The sequence below is a fragment of the Sneathiella marina genome (assembly GCF_023746535.1).
Lineage (GTDB): Bacteria > Pseudomonadota > Alphaproteobacteria > Sneathiellales > Sneathiellaceae > Sneathiella > Sneathiella marina.
Genome location: NZ_CP098747.1, coordinates 1,205,657 through 1,223,832 on the forward strand (window position 1 = coordinate 1,205,657; position 18,176 = coordinate 1,223,832).

An 18,176-nucleotide genomic window follows, 5' to 3' on the forward strand; every position below is an offset into this window, starting at 1 on the left:
AGACACATGAACACGGATCACGACTTGAGCGAGGAACACAACCAACCCCTACATGGATTGCGTATTCTCGATATCTCGACAATGATTGCGGCTCCGGTTGCAAGTACGCTGCTTGCTGATTTTGGCGCCGAAGTGGTTAAGGTGGAATTGCCTGAATCTGGAGATGTCATGCGTCAACTCCCCCCTCATAAGGATGGCGCACCCTTGTGGTGGAAGGTTACTAACCGAAACAAGAAAGGGATAACGCTTGATTTACGTAAAGAAGAGGGGAAAGAAATTTTTCGCCGCTTGATCCCCAAGTTTGATGTATTAACTGAAAATTTTCGACCTGGAACCCTGGATCGGTATGGGTTTAGCAAAGAAATCCTGATGGAATTGAACCCAGACTTAATTATCCTCAGAATTACCGGGTACGGACAGAGCGGACCAATGGCCTCACGCCCTGGTTTTGCCCGTATTGCCGAAGCCTATTCTGGATTCACTTCGCTTTGCGGTATACCGGGCCAGCCACCGATGCATATTGGATATCCTGTTGCAGATGGGATCACGGGTATGTTTGGTGCCATTGGTATTCTGATTGCCTGCTTCCGTCAAAAAACCCGTAAAGATGCTCACGGAGAGGAAATTGATCTGTCGCTGGTCGATTCTATGCTTCGTATGCTTGAATTTTCAGTAATCGAATACGATCAGCTCGGTGTCGTTCGCGAGCGTTCCGGCAATCGCAGCCAATATGCTGGACCCAGTAATGTCTATCTGACAGAGGATAAGCGCTGGTTTTCGATGAGTGCTTCGGCGCAACCTGTATTTGAGCGCTTTGCACGGGCTATAGGGCGCCCGGATTTGATTGAAAATCCAGATTACGCTACCAATTCGGCGCGTGTCGAAAACGCTGACGCCCTAGATCAAATCATTATTCCGTGGATTGGCAGTCATACACAAGACGAAATCATGGAGATTTTTTCCCGAGACGGCGTCTCCGGGGGCCCTGTCAATAATGCCCGCGATGTTTTCGAATCAAAGCATCTTCAGTATCGAAAATCATTCGTCGAAGTCGACGATAGCGAACTGGGCACTGTAACAATGCAAAACGTAATACCTGTAATGACCGAAGCTCCTGGTAAAGTTCACAGCACCGGGCCGACCCTTGGCCAACACAACGACGAAATTCTATCATCATTGATTGGCTTGAGTGAAGAAGAGATAGATGATCTAAGCCGAAAGGGTGTTATATGACGGAATATTAACCTTGTCATATCCACTTGCAGTATGCGCAGAGAAGCTTCATCAAAAATAAGTGGTCACCGGCGGGCATGGTCACATTAACTTCTAATAGTCGCAGATATTCCTCGGATACAAAAAGACAATGAGCTTTCGCTGCCATTGCCCAAACCTCAAAAGATTGATCGTGGAGCCGTTTGAAACGCCATGCGATAAGACCTCAAATTATCTGTAACTACCGGCGTAGCCTACGGCGACAACCTTGCTCATGTGCGTTCCGTTGCTTTGGACGAGTTCAGAAAAACTGACGCGGTACTGCAAGATCAGGATATAGACTTTTACTTCACAGAAATTAGTAGTTCTGCTTACAATTTTGAAGTCCGGTTCCGGATTAAGTTTAAGCAGCAGACGGATTATCTTGAAGCGATGAACGAGACTATTGTCAGGATCCATGACCGCTTTGAAAAAGAATCTATTTCTCTGGCATATAATGTGACGACACTCGATTTCGGCGTAAAAGGCGGTGTCAATCGTTTTGATGAGAAGATGAAGGCTGGTGGTCAGTAGTATCTAATCACCTGGCATCCATTCATTGATTTATGTTCCAGGATTTGTACTGCGCTTAATTTCGCTGGCCGTATCCCTTGTTAACCTGGACATTCTGCCAAAGACGGAACTCTTTTGCTGCTATTGTTTTCCAGCTAACAGCGCCACATGGCTTGGCCTACTATTTTACGTCAGCCGTTGCTAGTTCATTACATACATAAAGTTAGAGCATGCCAAAAAAGAAAAAGAAGAACCGGAAGGAAGAGCCTGTGTCTCTTATCCAAGAATAGAACTTCGAAAGAGTATTGACAAATCAGTGCATGCGTTCTTTCTAATTCTAATAAAAATCGAACTTGCTGGCGGGTAATCAAAAATGAAATCTGTTTCGACTGAACAAAAACATCAGATTGGCGTGTTAACGCTCACTCTGATCACCGCAGCTTTGTTCATGACCTTGCGCAACATGCCGATGATGGCTGAAACCGGCATGAAGATGATTGCGTTTAATATCATTACCATTATTGCCTATTTGATCCCCGTTGCCCTGGTCTCGGCGGAACTCGCCACCGGTTGGCCCAGAAATGGTGTTTTTCATTGGGTTGAGGCTGCTTTCGGAACACGCCTCGGCTTTGTTGCCGTATGGCTGCAATGGTCACAGAGTATATTTGGAATAACCTCGATCGTTGCCTATGTTGCCGCATCCCTAGCCTATGCGTTTGATCCGTCTCTCGGGTCCAACAGGTACTTTATTGTTTCGGTTGTTCTGGCTGTATATTGGGCGGCAACCATTGCGAATTTTCGGGGGACCAAGGGCTCCGGTTTGATCAGCACATTCGCGGTTTCAGTCGGTGTTCTTTTGCCCACTGTGATGCTGATCGGTCTAGGAGCCATATATGTCGGTACGGGTAACGCCTTGCAGATTAACACCGAGCTGACTGTGAAAAACCTGGTCCCGTCAATATGGGAAACCGGCAACCTAGTCCTCTTCCTCAGTTTTATATTCGGGTTTGTCGGTGTCGAAGTGTCGGCAAGCCATGCCAGAGAGGTAAAAAATGTTCATCGAACTTATCCCCTTGCCGTATTTAGCGCGGCGGCAATCGGATTCGTCTTAACCTTAATGGGAGGAATGGCCGTTTCTGCTATTTTGCCGGCCGCCTCAATTGACCAGATCAACGGAGCCATGCAAGCGTTCTCAGCCTTCTTTTCCCATTTCGGATTGATATGGCTTACTCCCGTCGTTGCTGTACTTGTCGCCTTGGGGGCAGCCGGCCAGGTCAGCACCTGGATTGTGGGCCCTGTAAAAGGGATACTGGCAGCCGGCCAGGCAGGAAATCTTCCTGTTTGGGCGCAAAAGGTCAATTCTCAGGGAGTGCCGACAAACCTTCTTTTACTACAAGCGTCCCTGATATCACTTATTGCGATGTCCTTTTTGGTTGTTGAAGACGTGAACACAGCCTTTCTCATCCTCACCTCCATCGCCGTCCTCATCTATTCGCTTATGTATGCCCTGATGTACGCGGCTGCCATCCGCCTGCGATACAGCCATCCAGAGGTGGAGCGGGCTTACAAAGTACCGGGCGGAAAAATAGGTATCTGGATTGTTGCCGGGATTGGATTACTGGCGTCAGCTGCCTGCTTCGCTATTGGTTTTATTCCGCCTGTGCTTGGCGGTCTGTCAATTACATCCTTTGAACTAATGATGGTTGCGGGTGTGGTGTCCGTCACCGTCATTCCCTTTATAGTATTTGCTTTCCGGCGGTCTGGTTGGCTCCGGTAGGCCCCCTTTAAAAAAACGAGTTACAGAAGATGAAAAAAGATACAGAAAAATCTCCAGCAGTAGAAGCCGCTTCAACCCTCACGCCTGCTTATGGGGGCCGCGTAATGCAGGAATCTATCCCGAAATATTTCCGAGATTGGGCCGTTTGAGCTTCTAAGCGATGGAAGTACTATTCCGGTCTTTGCGTTCAAGATGAAGAACCCGGAGAAATACACTGTCTATACAATATCGGAACAGTTACGGCTCCACGGATGGCAGGTGCCTGCTTATGCGATGCCCGAAGGCGCTGGAGATCTGCATGTATTGCGGATCGTCATCCGCGAAGGATTTAGCCGCGATATGGCCGAAATGCTGTTGAAGGACATCTCCGATGTAGTGACAAAGCTCGATGGTGAGATAACGCAAAGTCAAATGCCCGACTCAAAGCAGTTTTCACATTTGTAATGTTCACATAGCTGCTTGGGCGCGACCATCTCAGCAACCTCATTTCTAACCAGCGGGACATTATCTAGATGTATTAAAAGATACATCTAGAGCAGCTTGTCTTTCCCTTAGCGGCCGAGGCTGAAAAGCTCGGCGACAATCCTCCAATTGCAATTTTTTCCCTCAAACCTGAGCCAATTGGAGAAATCAATATAATTACTTCAACTTCATGAGTAAGAAATTTCGAAATGAAAGTAATCTCAAAAAACAAGCATACAAGCCTCTTTGCGACATTGATGATCCTTTTGCTGGTATCGCCAATAATTGATGATGAGGCAACGGGTGCCGTTCTTCTTCCGGCCCTTTTCTCACTCGTCCTTATTGCCTGTACTCTAGTCGTCGACAAAAGCAGGCATCAAACACTCATTGTCCTCTCATTTGCTGTCCCCTGGGCCTATCTGACTTGGCTGCATCCAAGTTTATCAGATTATCCCGTTGCTAACATCGCCAATTTCATCCTGGTGACCTGCACAATATATGTCGCACTCATCTTGCTAATCGGAATCAGTTCTACCGAAAAAGTAAGCAGGGACATCATTTTTGGGGCTATCACCGTCTATCTAATGGTTGGAATTGCATGGACCATTGTCTACGCATTGATCGAAAATTTTCGCCCCAGTTCTTTTGATTTAGGGGCCACTGAAAACGGACTGATCTGGAATAGACTGATCTATTTCAGTTTTTCAATAATTACAACGCTTGGATATGGAGTTGGGATTCCTTTTAATTTCTCATAATTAGCTTGTTATTCAAGGCGTTAAGAGGAAAACTGTGAATATATTTGGAAATCCAATGCAAAGGGAGGGGACGCTTGTTCCAGATAATGGACATCAATGAAGATCAAGCTCGCTACATCATGGCGGTCTTGAAAATGATTGCTACGGCAAATGGAACGATCGAGATGCACGATATACATCGTCGTACCATTGAGGCGATTGCTAAGCATCTGTTGATATCGCATATTGATCTTGAAAGTTTACCTGGCAACCTTCCTGAGGCCGCCGAAGAAGTAGAAGCTAAGATGCGTCACGAGGTCATCCATATCGCGGCAATCATGGCTGTTCTTGAAGTCGAGGGCAAAGGTAAGCGGGCACAAACCCTAGCAGAGCTGGCAAAGCATTGGAAACTCGAGAAAGGTTTTGTTCTAGGGGTGACCGGGCTGGTTGAAAATCACAAAATGAGAATTTTCCTTCATGTCTTGCAGGCTTCCAAAGTAGAGCTGGGAGGAGGAGCTCTGACCCAGGTTTGGGACATTGCTAAAGCACGTTTGAGGCTAGATGGGGATAAAAAATTGCTAGCCCGCTATCAGAGTTATCGCAATCTACCTGAGGGTACACTCGGCCATGAAATGCTGAGATATTATGACGACAACGGATTTAATTTGCCCGGTAAACCTGATAACTACTTCTCAAATGCGCTGATCAAACACGATTTCCATCATGTTTTGTCAGGCTATTCCACCTCCCCACTGGGTGAAATTGCGGTCCAGTTTTTTGATGCGGGAATTTCAAAAATAGATTATTCATCAGCCTTAGTTGCTTTAGTGGCTCAATTTCAAATAGCTATGACAATTGATTCTACCATCCCTACCTGGATCAATCAGTTTGATCCAGAAATTGCATTCCTGGCAATGGAACGAGGACAAGCCTGCACTGAAAACTATTTGGACGAAGATTACGATTTTTATGCGCTGGCAACCGAGAAATTATCTGATATTCGAAAGCGGTTCAACATTTCAGAGCAAGGAATGCTTGTCAGCGGCCCAACTGATAAATGGTGTGGGCCGCTCGGAAAACCTTATGAAAGAGCTAATGATGAATTGATCAAACCTGCGACTTTGAAAATCTGAAGGAAAATTTGGCATTAACGCCAAATGCTTCAGAGCGGCTTTGCTGTAATTTCAGTTTATCTGTGACGATTTGCGTTGGCGCGAAACCCTGCATCTTCAATAGTTTTCTCATCAGTTTCAAGGCAGCTTTTGTGTTTCTTCAGGATTGTAGGAGGAAATCCAAAGCCTCACCCTCACTCCCGTGCCATTTCAGCTTTGCCGACCCCTTCACCGTCCAAGTTTTTTTGCTTCGCCATATGAACGGTGATTTTACGGAGAAAACCATTGAATTCAAAGGGGGAATCATAGTCTCCAACAGGATTTCCGCGGTCCCGTCCGATATCCAGCCCGGACCATGAAATCAGCATAAAGAAACCAAGGTGACTTTCGATTCTGCCCGCTGGTTCCCCATCAATCAACAGGGTATAGCGGCTTTTGCCCATGCCGATACCCATTTTAGGTTTTTCCTCGCGCGTTAGTCGTTCCACCTTTATCCCAAGCAAGCGCCGTCCAGGCTCCACGGGTTTATCCGATGTCACGACGACATGCTCGCCACCTATATTCAAATCATGTACCAAAAAGCCATCGCGTAGAAAAAGGCTATATCCTGAGGTGCTGTCACCGTGAGCGATCAGAACGCCTTGTCCGCCCTTTTTTGGTATATCCACATCCGCCTCTATCCTGTAATCACGACTACGAAGATCTGGCGCTACGTCTGATGGAATGTGGCCAACGCCGCGATGGAAAACGGCTTTATTGCGGGCACCTTGCAATCGTTCCGCATTTTCGGCAAAGCGCGGAGCAAAGCGATCGTCCAAGGGAAGAACTTTGTGCTTCTCTGCTTCCTCCCACCAATTGCTAATCATTTCTGACAGCCGGTCCGGATGAACACCTGCGAGATCGTGGGCCTCGGAGAAATCTTCCTCCAGGTTGTAAAGTTCCCAATTATCTTCCTCAAACGGAGTGCCCATGGGATGGAACGCGACAGCTTTCCATCCGTCTTGCCAAAGGCCACGATGTCCGAACATTTCAAAATACTGTGGAGCTTCCCGAGATGGCGCATCTACTTGAAAAAGGCTTTGCTTGAAGCTATGCCCCTCAATTGGCTGTTGCTCAACACCGTTGATTTGGCTTGGTGGTTCGATCGATATCAAATCGAGTAGGGTAGGGACAAGATCGCTGCAATGAGCAAACTGATGCCGTAATTCTCCCTTGGCCAAGATGTTTTCTGGCCAAGAAATAATGAGTGGATCTCGGATTCCACCGCCGTGCGTATTCTGTTTATATCTTTTTAACGGTGTGTTTGCCGCCATTGCCCAACCATGGGGAAAGTTCGAATGTGTATCCGGTCCACCAATATCCTCAATTCGTGCTATTTTTTCGGCCATAGGTTCAGGCCTCAGATTGAACGGCCCCATGGCGTTGACGAGCCCATTTCGCCCACCTTCCTGGCTAGCGCCGTTGTCCGATAAAACCAGAATAAGAGTATTATCTTTTTGTCCTGTTTTTTCCAAAAAGTCGATTAGTCGGGTGATTTGTTGGTCAGTATGATCCAGCATGCCGGCATAGGCAGATTGCAGCCGTGTAAAAAGGCGGCGTTCCTCCGGGCTATGACTTTCCCATTCCTTTACACCATCATTTCGCGGTGGCATGTCTGTGCCGGGCGGGACTATCCCCATTTCCATTTGCCGAGCCATACGTTTTTGGCGTTCTTTGTCCCACCCTTCTTCAAACATGGGGTCATAGCTTTTTATGATGCCCTTCGGCGCCTGATGAGGTGCATGGCAGGCCCCAAAAGCACACCACAACAGCCACGGATGTTCCTCTCCACCTGCCTGGTGATCCGCTAGTAGTCGAATGGACTGATCAACCAAATCCTCTGTCAAATGATAGCCTGAGACAAAATCTCCCGGCGGGTCGATATGGCCGTTGTCCCTGATCAACTCAGGTGCATAGTGGTCTGTTTCCGCATCAAGAAATCCGTAGAACCGATCAAATCCGCGACTCAAAGGCCATCCGTCAAATGGCCCTGTAGGGCCGCTTTCACTTAGCGGTGTGACATGCCATTTTCCGATCATGTAATTGCGATATGCATGAGGCCTTAGCATTTCGGCGAGTGTACCAGCCGATTTAGCAATCTTTCCCCGATAGCCGGGATAGCCGCTATCAAAATTTGCGAGGCATCCAACTCCTACCGAATGATGGTTTCTTCCCGTTAGAAGAGACGCGCGGGTTGTTGAACACATGGCCGTTGTATGGAACCCTGTATAGCGAAGGCCTGAAGCTGCAATGGCATCTATCGCAGGGGTGCGGATCGAAGAGCCGTAACATCCGAAATCAGAAAAACCGACATCATCGAAAAGAACTACTAGAATGTTAGGGGCGCCCTTCGGCGGTAGGACCGGATCAGGCCACCATGGCTTGGTTTCTTCCATCAGTTTATCCTTTTTCGCCTGCGTAATAGGCGTGTTATTTATTCTGGCAACCATAGAAATTCAGTGAGACTACCTGCGAATAGTTCCCCTTTCAGAAACTTGTTTCTTTGTATTTTTTGCGATGTTGAGCTGATGTATCTGACTGGTTCCTTCATATAATCTGAAGAGCCGTACATCTCTGTAGAAGCGTTCGATATTGCTATAATCCGCCACATAACCAGAGCCTCCAAAAATTTGAACGGCACGATCTGCAACCCGTCCGCACATTTCGGTCGCAAAATATTTGCACATGGAGGCTTCAAGTGTCACATCGCCACCGTCATCCCGCTTGCGGGCCGTTTCCAGAATGAGTGCACGAGCGGCAGCGATTTCCGTATGGCTATCCGCGATCATAGCCTGAACAAGCTGGAAGTCTGCAATTGGGGCTCCAAACTGTTGGCGCTCTAGAGCATGCTTGGTAGCTTCATCCAGCATTCGCATTGCCGGACCTGTACTCAGTGCAGACAAGTGAATTCGTTGCTTGTTCAAGGCCTTCATAGCCGTTTTAAAACCAACTCCTTCCTTGCCTCCTAAAATACGGGTTGCCGGAATGCGGCAGTTTTCAAAGTATACTTCAGATACTGGAGACCCAGATTGCCCCATCATTTTATAGGCAGGGCCAACAGATAATCCCGGTGTATCGCGATCAACCAGAAACGCGCTGATCCCGTTATGGGTTGGGTCGTTTACATCTGTTCGAGCAAAAACGGTGAACAGGTCTGAAATAGGGGCGTTGGTGATATAAGCCTTGGATCCGTTTAGAATAAAGCTGTCACCATCGCGAATTGCTGTTGTTTTGAGCGCAGTAGCCTCAGACCCTGCTTCTTTTTCCGTGAGAGCAAAGCAACCAACAATATCACCGTTCGCCAGCTTGGGAAGAAAGGCGTTCTTTTGCTGGCCGGTTCCATCAACAATAAGGGATTCGCTGCCAATACCGGTATTAGATCCAACCCGAGCCCGAAACGCGACAGAGCAGTAAGAGAGTTCGAAGGCCGCAAACACAAGTTCTTCAGTTGTCAAACCTGCGCCGCCGTATTGTTCGGGAACGGACCATCCGAAAAATCCACTCCTCTGCATGTCATCGACGAGGTCTTGGGGGACTTCATTGAGAGAGGCGACCCGGTCTTCGTTAGGGATCGCGACGTTCTCGACCCATTGACGGATTTTGGCCAGAAATATTTCGTTTGCTTCGGTATCTCGTATCATTTTTATTATTCGCTTTCGAATATCGATTTAGCGGTGGGGGTCAGGCGCCTGTCAAACGTGTGATATTGGCAAACGAGTCATTGGTCTCTGAAACCAACCGTTTCATAATTTCATCTACAGTCTTTAGCTCATTGAACCACACGATACACTGTCCCGTGGCGTCATAGATCAGGGGCTCGACTTCATGCTCATTTATACCTGCAATAATATCAGCAGTAAGAACCTGCTGATAAGGCATTGAAAGTGGCGTAGGGGCGCTTTCCTTATTCCATTCTTCAGTCCATGCCGTTTTAATAAGACGGGCTGGTTTACCGCTGTGGCTATAAGATATCTCCGTATCTAGGCTTGTTGCCTTCAAAAGCTTTTGAGTGAGCACATCAGATAACGCATGCTCCTTGGAGGTAAGCCAGGCAGTGCCGAGCCAGACACCCTGCGCACCAAGGGCGAGAGATGCCGCAATATGACAGCCGTGGCCTACACCTCCGGCAGCCAAAACAGGTATGTCACCAGCCGCCTTAACAATTTGGGGCACCAAGGAAAAAGTGCCGATTGGTCCAGTATGTCCACCAGCGTCATAGCCTTGGGCAACAATCAAGTCGACACCAGCGTCGCGGGCCTTGGCAGCGTGGCGGGGTGCACCGACCAATGAGATCGTCTTTTTCCCGTATCGCTTGGCGCGACCTATCATTTCCGGTGGCATGCCGACAGCAGAAGCAAAACTATGGGTGCCGGATTCAAGTGTTGCGGCCATTTGTTCTTCAAATAATTGCTGTGACCGGGTCTGTGAAGAAAAGAAGGTAGGCTTGGTTGCTTCAGGAACATGGTACTTTTCAGCTAGACCAGCTACGAAATCTTTGTGTTCTTGCGGTAAGCTATCAACAACCTTCTTCCGATCTGTTTCTTCGCCGACAGACGCGGGGATCATTAAATCGATACCGAAGGGCAGGCCGTCCAATTCCTCCTGCATTATCTTTGCTTCGGCGGCGATCTCTTCAGGCATACTTCTGGCCGCACCAAAAACCGGGTATCCACCTGCTTTTCCAAGGGCAACCATGACATCAATACTATGAGCAAGGCCGAAGATCGGATATCGAATTCCCATTTCTTTACAAATCGGTGTGGCAAGCTCCATAACGTCATGTCCTTTATTATTAGTTTCCAAAGATATTTATGAGGCGCAAGTTTTCCGCAACTGAAGCAAGCCGAGGGGCAAGATCATTTTCAACCTCTTCCTTGCGGGCTCGATAGGCTGGAATACCGCAGGAAATTGTCACGTCAAGACCATCCGATGTCTTGCCAATAGGCGCTGCCATGGCATGCATATTTTCGCGCCATTCACCAAATGAAATGCAATAACCCTTCTCTTTGCAGCTTTTGATGGACTCTTCAATACGCGTTCCACACGCTTCCAGAGATCCCGGATATTGGCTTTCGATTTCCTCCAGTTTAAGGGCAAGCTGTTCGTCTGAAAGCATGGACAGGAGAGACCTGCCTGTTGCTGTATTCGCGAGGGGGATAGTCATTCCCATCTCCGGTACATGAGGGAAATTCGAGGTATCTCCTGCAGTCTGAATGTAAACTGTATCTGCCCCATTGAAGACGGCGAGAGATGTATTCCCTTTCGCAAATTCTGCAAATTCTGACATAAGCCCTACCGCTTTTTGCCGCCATTTCATGGACGATAATATAGGATATGAAAGCGCCAAAATTCCAGGAGCCAGCCTGAAACCTCCTTTCGGATTCCTACGCAAGTACTGAAGTGCCATTAGTGTTTTACAGAGTCGTGAAACCGTCGCTTTATTGATTTCAAGCCGTTTCGCAATCTGTATGTTTGTCAGGACCTCTTCTGCGTCTCGGAAGCACCCTAATATTTCCATCCCACGGATTAAAGTCAAGGACAAAGAGGCATCTTTTTCTACCAATTTGTCTTTTAAAAATAGATGCTTGTTGTGATTTCCTGAAGATCTACTGGAAAGGTTCGTCATATAATCCCTCGCTCCCGATAGGCGTTGATTTCATCAACGGACATTCCTAGCAGATTTTCATAGAGAGCGACATTGTTTGCCCCCAGATTCTTCGCTGTCCATCTTATGTTTCCGGGATAACGGGTAAATTTAGGCGTCACGGCCTGAAGCCGAACAGATCCGAAATCGTCATCTGGGACTGAAACGATGGCCTCTCTTGCGGTATACTGTGGATCCTTGAAAATCTGATCGACGGAATATATTGGAGCGATTGTTCCTTTTGCTTTGGAAAATGCTTCTAGAACTTCCTCCAGAGTATGTGAGGCAATGAACCCACCAAAAAGGCGGTCAAGCTCGACCGCATTTTGAACCCTCAAACCATTGCTGCTAAACCTCGGGTCCTCAACCAATTCCGGGCGACCAATTGCACACGCATTTGCAAGAAAAGTTGAATTGGTGCTGCCAGCTAAAGAGACATAGCATTTGTCACTGGTCATATAAACATCGGAAGGCGCCGAATATTGGTTCCGATTGCCACTCCGTTCTCTCACTGTTCCTAATTGATCATATTCAACGGCAAGAAAGTCCAGTAGCCGAAAGGTTGCTTCAGTAAGGGACAAGTCAATCTCTTCCCCAACTTGCTTAGGGTGTCTTGCAACTTGAAAAAGCGCGGCGAGAATTGACATGGCGCCGAACAGTCCACCGATCGCGTCGGACAGCGGATATCCTGTATGCATGGGAAGGCCTTCCGGTTCTCCGGTAATATGGGTAAGACCGCCCATTGCTTCGAATATGCGAGCGAAACCAGGCTGGTCAACATAAGGGCCATATTGTCCAAATGCTGTTACTCTGAGAATGACAAGCTTTGGGTTGGCTTTCCAGAGAGTTGCTTGATCCAATCCCCATTTCTCAAGGGTTCCAGGTCTGAAATTTTCGATTAAGACGTCAAATTTGGGCAGCATCTTCAAAAGAAGTTCCGCTCCTTCTTTTTTTCGAAGATCCAGGGTACCAAATTTCTTGCCCCTATTGGCGGCCTTCCACCACAGCGATTTTCCTTCTTTAAAGGGTGGAAACCCGCGCATACCGTCTCCCGTTTCGGGAAGTTCAAGCTTTACAACATCGGCGCCAAAATCAGCCAGCAGCGTTCCGGCAAACGGTCCGGCGATAATTGTGGCGATGTCCAGAATTCGAAGACCTGATAACGGGCCCTTGCCACTTGCTTCGCCCATCTTGCTGCCTGTTTCGTCCATTTGAAAATCCTGGTTTCTCTTTTTCTAGTTAGCTATTGACATATATTGTTACGATAATTAAAACATATTTGTCAATTGTATTAATAAATGAAAAATAACGATAATGAATTTCAATTATTCACCCGAAACAGAAGATTTAGTCCGTCGCGTAGAGATGTTTTTTGCATCTGAAATCTTGCCGCGACATCGTGAATGGGTGCAAGAAGTTGGTCGTGAAGGTCAGGCGCCGTCCTTCATCAAGGAAATTCAGGCCAAAGCAAAATCCCTTGGTTTATGGAATCTCGCGTTGCCGGATCTAGCACCGGATGAGCCGGGGACCCGCCTGAGTAATCTGGAGTTTGCTCCAATTGCTGAAATACTGGGGCGGCTTCCATGGGGATCCATGGCGTTTAACTGTCATGCGCCAGAAGTACCAAACATGGCGATGCTCCAATCGATTGCGACACGTGAGCAAAAAGCTCGCTGGCTAAAGCCGCTGCTGGAGGCGGAAACCAGGTCGGCGTTTGCCATGACTGAGCCATCGGTGGCGTCTTCTGATGCAACGAATATTGAGACCAAAATCGAATTTGAAGACGATATGATCGTAATCAACGGGCACAAATGGTTTTCGACGGGTGCCGCACATCCTGACTGTTCATTTCTGATTGTAATGGGAGTGAGTGATCCGGAAGCAGGGCGCACCGCTCAGCATAGTATGGTCATCGTCCCGATCAACACTCCGGGCCTGAAAATTGTTCGCGATCTTAGGTTTATGGGATGGACGGATCACGTGGCCCCAATTGGCGAGATCAAATTTGAAAACGTCAAGGTGCCTGCTTCAAACCTACTCGGTATTCGCGGGGAGGGCTTTAAGGGAGCGCAGGTTCGTCTCGGGCCCGCGCGGATACATCATTGCATGCGTTGCATTGGGCTTGCAGAAATGGTTCTGGCGCAAATGGTCGCCCGTGCGCAGGAGCGAAAAACATTTGGAAGAACTATTGTTGAATACGATACAGTGCAGAAATGGATCGCCGAAGCCCGAATAGACATTGAGCAGACGCGGTTGTTTATCCAACGGGCAGCTTGGATGCTCGATAACAGTTCAGATAGAAATACCTGGCGTGCTGTATCGCAGATAAAAGTTGCGACACCGCGCATGCTTCAGAAGATTACAGATCGGGCCATACAGCTTTTTGGCGCCATGGGCGGAACGGACGATACTTTAATCCATCATGCTTGGACCTACTCTCGCTGGTTACGCATTGGGGATGGCCCTGACGAAGTCCATTTGCGCCAGATTTACAAAACTGAACCACTACCAGACTGGTCGATAGCGGATTGTCCTTATATTGCGCCGTCAGCGGCCTAGGGAGAAGGAATTCATTATTGACCTCAAGCCTTAAATCAACCCTCAACTGGTTCTCCGCGATAGTTGGTGCGGTTATTGCCTTGCAGGCAATATACGTTGCGATGGCTGGTGGCTGGGATATTACTTTATCCAGGTCTTGGATATTATGTGGTGCGGTTATTGTCGCATTGCTGAACAACTTGTTGGCGGACAAGCGCTTAAAATCGGGCGACCTGCCAAGTGGTCCGTTCAAAGTTGCGCTATGGGCTTTTGACTTGTTGTTGATCGTCATATTCGTGATTGCAACATTAAAATTCATTGAGATTATGCGGCTCATTGAAGAGACCCTGTTCGAGTACGAGACGGCTGATATTGCCATTGCCTTCGCAGGTGTATTGGTCCTATTGGAAACGACCCGGCGTCTTTTCGGGCTGCCCATCGTAATAATAGCTGCATTGGGTATTCTATACTGCTTATATGGTGAGTATCTGCCGGGCTTCCTAAATCATTCGGGTTTTAGCCTGAACCGTTCTATGCAGACAATTTGGTACAGCTTCCAAGGTGTCTATGGGCTACCCATGGGTGTCGTATTGCAAGTCGTTCTGATTTTTGTCGTGTTTGGCGTCGTTCTAGAGGGAAGCGGGGCGAGTGATGCGCTTATTCGGGCCTCCGTTGCCTTAACAGGCCGGACGCGCGGTGGGCCTGCGCATTCAGCTGTAGTTGCCAGTGCGGTATTTGGAAGTATGTCGGGAAGCGTCACTGCAAACGTCGTGGGGACAGGCTCCTTTACAATTCCCATGATCAAGCGGCGCGGGTTTCCGGCCGCTACAGCGGGAGGAATTGAAGCTGCGGCATCTACCGGCGGCCAAATTGTCCCTCCGGTTATGGGTGCGGCTGCCTTCTTAATGGCGGACCTAACTGGAAGCGCCTATACGACAATATGTATTGCTGCGCTGATTCCGGCACTTTTTTACTATGGTTCTCTATTTGCCTCTATCTCTATTCAGGCTGGTGCAAGCGGCATTGAACCTATCCCGAAAAGCGAGCGTCCACCCCTTAACAAACAGGACTTGGTCGCGTGCTTATTATTTGTAATCCCAATCCTTACAATAGTCTTCGTTCTGGTCATGGGACGATCTCCTGCTCTGGCTGGTTTCTGGGCAATAGTTGCGGCAGTTATTCTTGGAGGCTTTAACAAAAGGAACAGAGAGAACCCCCGGGTTATTTGGGAGGTATTGAAGAAGGCCGGTCGCGCCTGCGCCTGGATCATTGTCGCTGTCGGTTGCATTGGTGTCATACTTGGTGTTCTTAACCTGACAGGCCTCGGCTTGGCTTTCGCATCCGTCGTTGCAGAATTCAGTGAATACTCCCTGTTTGCTGCCTTACTGACGACGGCACTGGCGGCATTGGTACTAGGCATGGGAATGCCAACCCTACCAGCATATCTGATCATTATCCTTGTTCTCGGGCCCGTCATGCAGAAACTAGGGGCCGAGCTCATTCCGACCCATATGTTTGTTTTTTACTTCGGTGTTCTGTCCGCCATCACGCCGCCCGTTGCCATTGGTGCTTTCGCGGCCGCACCCATCGCCGGCGCCCATCCATTTTCAACAGCTATCGCCGCTGTTCGATTGGCCATTGTCGGTTTTATCATCCCTTTTATTTTCGTGTATGAACCCTCACTTCTGCTTGTTGGCAGCTTTGATCTTGAAAGCTTCGTAAGAGTCAGTGTCAGTCTTGCGTTTGCCATCTGGCTGATCAATACCGCGATGATTGGGTATGAGGGAGGAAATCTTGGCTCGATAGAGCGTTCACTTCGTGCGCTTGTCGGTGTGGGTCTGCTTATCCAGGTTCCAGCCCTTCAAATGGGTCTGCTTGTGATTGGTATTCTGATCGTTATCCAAAGGAGAATGCAGGCACGCAGGAAAGACACGCAAAAACTATAAAAAATATATGCAATTTTTTTAGATACAGAGGAGGATTACAATGAAAAACGCTAAAAAATACATTGGATTTGCCAAATCAATGGCAGTCGGATTCGGTTTGGTCTTGGGCATGTCTCAAGTCGCCGGGGCACAGGATAACTTTAAAATGGCATCGCTCGGCGCAGCATCTCCGTCGACAACCTTTTCCATCACTTTGATTGAATTATTGAAGAAAAACAATGGTTACAAAGTTCAACTTTCCACTGGGGCACCAGCGACTAGACAAGCCGTTGATGCCGCCAAAAGAGAGCTGGATTTGTATGTTACCGCGGTCTCTATCAATCATTTTATGAAAAATGGCTTGCGGATGTACAAGAAGATGGAAGATGCGCCGGAGCTATTCGCCAACCTTCGGGGTATTCTAAATTACCCTCTTGGCGCTTATCACGGAATTGTCTGGGCTGATTCAGGGATCAAATCTCTCGCGGACATCAAGGGCAAGAAGGTATTTACCGGACCTCCCTCTGGGGCTGCCCGGACTGTTGTCGGTCAGATTATTAAAGGATCGACAGGGTATGAAGCGAAGACGGATTATGACGCTATAAATCTCGATTGGAGTTCTGCCGCACAGGCTTTTCAGGACAGGCAAGTTGATGTCTATTTTGTACCAACGTCCATCCCAAATGCTCAAATAGAACAAATTGCTGTGTTGGGTGAGTTTCGTGTTCTTGGAATTCCGGATAGTGCTCTTGAATCCGAGGAAATGAAACGAGCGTCTTCCTTGCCAGGACGTAGTTTTGTTATGCTGTCATCGGATCAATATCCAAACATGGCCAATGAGGGAAGCGTGCGGTTGTTGAACACTACCGTTGGTCTTGGTGCCAACAAATGGATGAGCGAAGAAGATGCCTACAATATTACCAAAACAGCGCTCACTCATAATTCGGAATTGGCTGCTGCGGCTGCTTGGATGAAAGTCATCACACCGCAAACCGCACTTGAGCAAATGAATATGCCGCTCCATATGGGCGCCTATAAATACTACAAGGAAGTGGGCATTGATGTGCCAGACGAGATTGTCCCGCCAGAAGCCAAATAATCTAGTTAAACCGATCCGCGGCCGGAGCTACGGCCGCGGTTAGGGTGCAGGCGGAGCATTATGCCGTTAGCAACTTCATCATAAAATTTGATTTTGAGGAAGCTTAGAACTCTGTATACCGTTGAACAGCAACGATTTATGGGCATTGAATATTCCAAGAAATTTTTGTCAAAATGGTCATCGTCTCCGTGGCCTTGTAAGAGTAAAAATGTTGAAACATTACCCTGTTCTCAACATTAGCTTCTCTGTTTTACAAATAATTTTAGAGTATTTTAAGCGAAGATTACGCCGAATTGGCCAGAGTTCCCCGTTTTTTCCCTGTTACACAGGGAAAATTGCCGAGACAGATTCGCCCCTGAACCCTGCAGATTCAAGAGCTGAATCATAGAGAAGCTTAGGATTTTAAGCCGGGCAGCTGTCGGGAGATGTACGGCTTTACCTCGCAAGATTACGTGCTTTGGCAACCTATTTATAGCTTGATTGAGCAGGCCTTCTTTTTTGTCAAACTTAATCAAAGACAATGTCTGCATTGCGCATCACTAGATATGAGCGGTAGCCTCAAGCTATGAAGCAACCCAATTCAAAAATGTGTTTTATTCTAGTGGAGTTGTGTGCGGTCTCAACCCTGCAAAGAATTGCCGATGACGTGCCTGAAATAATATCGGTTTTAAAACGGCTGGCTGATGGCGAATTACAGCAAGTTTTTCGTTCAAGAGACGGCCTAGTGTTTGGCTTTTTTATGAGGACATCCCTCCCGTTGGATGTCGTGCGTTCAAGCCTACAAAGAAGCGAGGCCAGCTTGGGCGACGATAGCTTCTTGCTGTTGGAAGTAAGTGACGAATTTTCTGCAAAAGGGTTTTCCCGCGCTTGGACCTGGCTTCAGCATAATTAATACACTTTTAAAGAGTTTGGAGAAAAGAGTTTCAAGTTATGAGGCTCTTTTCTCATTTCCCTGATTCGAATTTCACGCATATATAGTATTGACTACACACTAATAGGTTATATACTACTTATTCGATAATTCAGGTAATCTGATGTTGTCCAGAAAGATAATTTATTTCAATAAAACCAATAATTTA

At 47.7% G+C, this 18,176-nt stretch carries 15 protein-coding genes and 2 pseudogenes; 10 read left to right on the forward strand and 7 right to left on the reverse strand.

Features of this window, described 5'->3' with window-relative positions; all coding sequences use genetic code 11:
* Positions 1-6: 6 nt before the first annotated feature.
* The 6 genes from NBZ79_RS05795 (at position 7) to NBZ79_RS05820 (ending at position 5,873) form a co-directional block, all read left to right on the forward strand.
* Complete coding sequence (locus NBZ79_RS05795; RefSeq protein ID WP_251936271.1) at positions 7-1,233, forward strand: CaiB/BaiF CoA transferase family protein; 1,227 nt, start codon at positions 7-9, stop codon at positions 1,231-1,233.
* A 255-nt stretch (positions 1,234-1,488) separates the two neighbouring features.
* Positions 1,489-1,785, forward strand: a complete 297-nt coding sequence (locus NBZ79_RS05800) for a hypothetical protein (protein ID WP_251936273.1) — start codon at positions 1,489-1,491, stop codon at positions 1,783-1,785.
* Positions 1,786-2,137: 352 nt separating this feature from the next.
* Positions 2,138-3,541: an APC family permease gene (locus NBZ79_RS05805; RefSeq protein ID WP_251936276.1), complete on the forward strand. Its 1,404-nt coding sequence runs from the start codon at positions 2,138-2,140 to the stop codon at positions 3,539-3,541.
* 192 nt (positions 3,542-3,733) lie between these two features.
* Complete coding sequence (locus NBZ79_RS05810) at positions 3,734-3,985, forward strand: hypothetical protein (RefSeq protein ID WP_251936278.1); 252 nt, start codon at positions 3,734-3,736, stop codon at positions 3,983-3,985.
* A 227-nt stretch (positions 3,986-4,212) separates the two neighbouring features.
* Positions 4,213-4,761: a hypothetical protein gene (locus NBZ79_RS05815; protein WP_251936281.1), complete on the forward strand. Its 549-nt coding sequence runs from the start codon at positions 4,213-4,215 to the stop codon at positions 4,759-4,761.
* An 86-nt stretch (positions 4,762-4,847) separates the two neighbouring features.
* Positions 4,848-5,873 carry a ubiquinone biosynthesis protein COQ4 gene (locus NBZ79_RS05820; protein ID WP_251936284.1) on the forward strand — a complete coding sequence of 342 codons (1,026 nt, stop codon included), beginning with the start codon at positions 4,848-4,850 and terminating at the stop codon, positions 5,871-5,873.
* Positions 5,874-5,922: 49 nt separating this feature from the next.
* On the opposite strand, the pseudogene NBZ79_RS05825 reads toward NBZ79_RS05820, so the two are convergent.
* The 7 genes and pseudogenes from NBZ79_RS05825 to NBZ79_RS05850 form a co-directional block, all read right to left on the reverse strand.
* Positions 5,923-6,045, reverse strand: a pseudogene (locus NBZ79_RS05825) (DDE-type integrase/transposase/recombinase); the annotation flags it as partial.
* 1 nt (position 6,046) lies between these two features.
* The gene (locus tag NBZ79_RS05830) at positions 6,047-8,287 is read right to left on the reverse strand and encodes an arylsulfatase (protein ID WP_251936287.1); all 2,241 of its coding nucleotides are present in this window, start codon (positions 8,285-8,287) and stop codon (positions 6,047-6,049) included.
* A gap of 69 nt (positions 8,288-8,356) precedes the next feature.
* On the reverse strand, positions 8,357-9,532 hold the full coding sequence (locus tag NBZ79_RS05835; protein ID WP_251936290.1) for an acyl-CoA dehydrogenase family protein: 1,176 nt from the start codon (positions 9,530-9,532) through the stop codon (positions 8,357-8,359).
* Between the two features lie 40 nt (positions 9,533-9,572).
* Positions 9,573-10,664, reverse strand: coding sequence for an NAD(P)H-dependent flavin oxidoreductase (locus tag NBZ79_RS05840; protein WP_251936293.1), 1,092 nt, complete (start codon positions 10,662-10,664; stop codon positions 9,573-9,575).
* Positions 10,665-10,683: 19 nt separating this feature from the next.
* Complete coding sequence (locus tag NBZ79_RS19750; protein WP_251936296.1) at positions 10,684-11,178, reverse strand: IclR family transcriptional regulator domain-containing protein; 495 nt, start codon at positions 11,176-11,178, stop codon at positions 10,684-10,686.
* A gap of 150 nt (positions 11,179-11,328) precedes the next feature.
* A pseudogene (locus NBZ79_RS19755) lies at positions 11,329-11,517 on the reverse strand (hypothetical protein); the annotation flags it as partial.
* A complete protein-coding gene (locus NBZ79_RS05850; protein ID WP_251936298.1) occupies positions 11,514-12,746 on the reverse strand; it encodes a CaiB/BaiF CoA transferase family protein in 1,233 nt (410 codons plus the stop codon). The gene NBZ79_RS05850 and the pseudogene NBZ79_RS19755, both read right to left, overlap by 4 nt.
* Before the next feature lie 103 nt (positions 12,747-12,849).
* On the opposite strand from NBZ79_RS05850, the gene NBZ79_RS05855 reads away from it, so the two are divergent.
* The 4 genes from NBZ79_RS05855 to NBZ79_RS05870 all read left to right on the forward strand — a co-directional run bounded on the left by NBZ79_RS05855 (position 12,850) and on the right by NBZ79_RS05870 (position 17,989).
* Positions 12,850-14,094 carry an acyl-CoA dehydrogenase family protein gene (locus NBZ79_RS05855; protein WP_251936301.1) on the forward strand — a complete coding sequence of 415 codons (1,245 nt, stop codon included), beginning with the start codon at positions 12,850-12,852 and terminating at the stop codon, positions 14,092-14,094.
* Between the two features lie 17 nt (positions 14,095-14,111).
* Entirely contained in the window at positions 14,112-16,019 is a 1,908-nt protein-coding gene (locus NBZ79_RS05860; protein WP_251936304.1) for a TRAP transporter permease, read from the forward strand.
* A 40-nt stretch (positions 16,020-16,059) separates the two neighbouring features.
* Entirely contained in the window at positions 16,060-17,097 is a 1,038-nt protein-coding gene (locus NBZ79_RS05865; RefSeq protein WP_251936306.1) for a TAXI family TRAP transporter solute-binding subunit, read from the forward strand.
* A 565-nt stretch (positions 17,098-17,662) separates the two neighbouring features.
* Entirely contained in the window at positions 17,663-17,989 is a 327-nt protein-coding gene (locus tag NBZ79_RS05870) for a hypothetical protein (RefSeq protein WP_251936309.1), read from the forward strand.
* Positions 17,990-18,176: the final 187 nt, after the last annotated feature.